Genomic DNA, 260 nt, shown 5'->3' on the forward strand with positions numbered 1-260 from the left:
TGTCTATGGCTACCCGGAGCGCGGCGATGACGGGGCGATCTACAACAGCGTGCAGTTGATCGATGCGCATGGCCGCAGCCTGAGCAATTACCGCAAGACCCACCTGTTCGGTGAACTGGACCGTTCGATGTTCAGCCCAGGCGCCGACTATTTCCCGGTGGTGGAACTGGAAGGCTGGAAGGTTGGCCTGCTGATCTGCTACGACATCGAGTTCCCGGAGAACGCCCGGCGCCTGGCGCTGAATGGCGCCGAGCTGATCC

At 61.9% G+C, this 260-nt stretch carries 1 protein-coding gene; it reads left to right on the forward strand.

Annotation, left to right across the window (positions count from 1 at the left end):
• Positions 1 to 260, forward strand: a 260-nt coding sequence (locus tag SB719_RS20990; RefSeq protein ID WP_412159863.1) for a nitrilase-related carbon-nitrogen hydrolase, incomplete at both ends; no start/stop codon positions are given.

The organism is Pantoea sp. SIMBA_079 (assembly GCF_046940275.1).
Lineage (GTDB): Bacteria > Pseudomonadota > Gammaproteobacteria > Enterobacterales > Enterobacteriaceae > Pantoea > Pantoea borealis.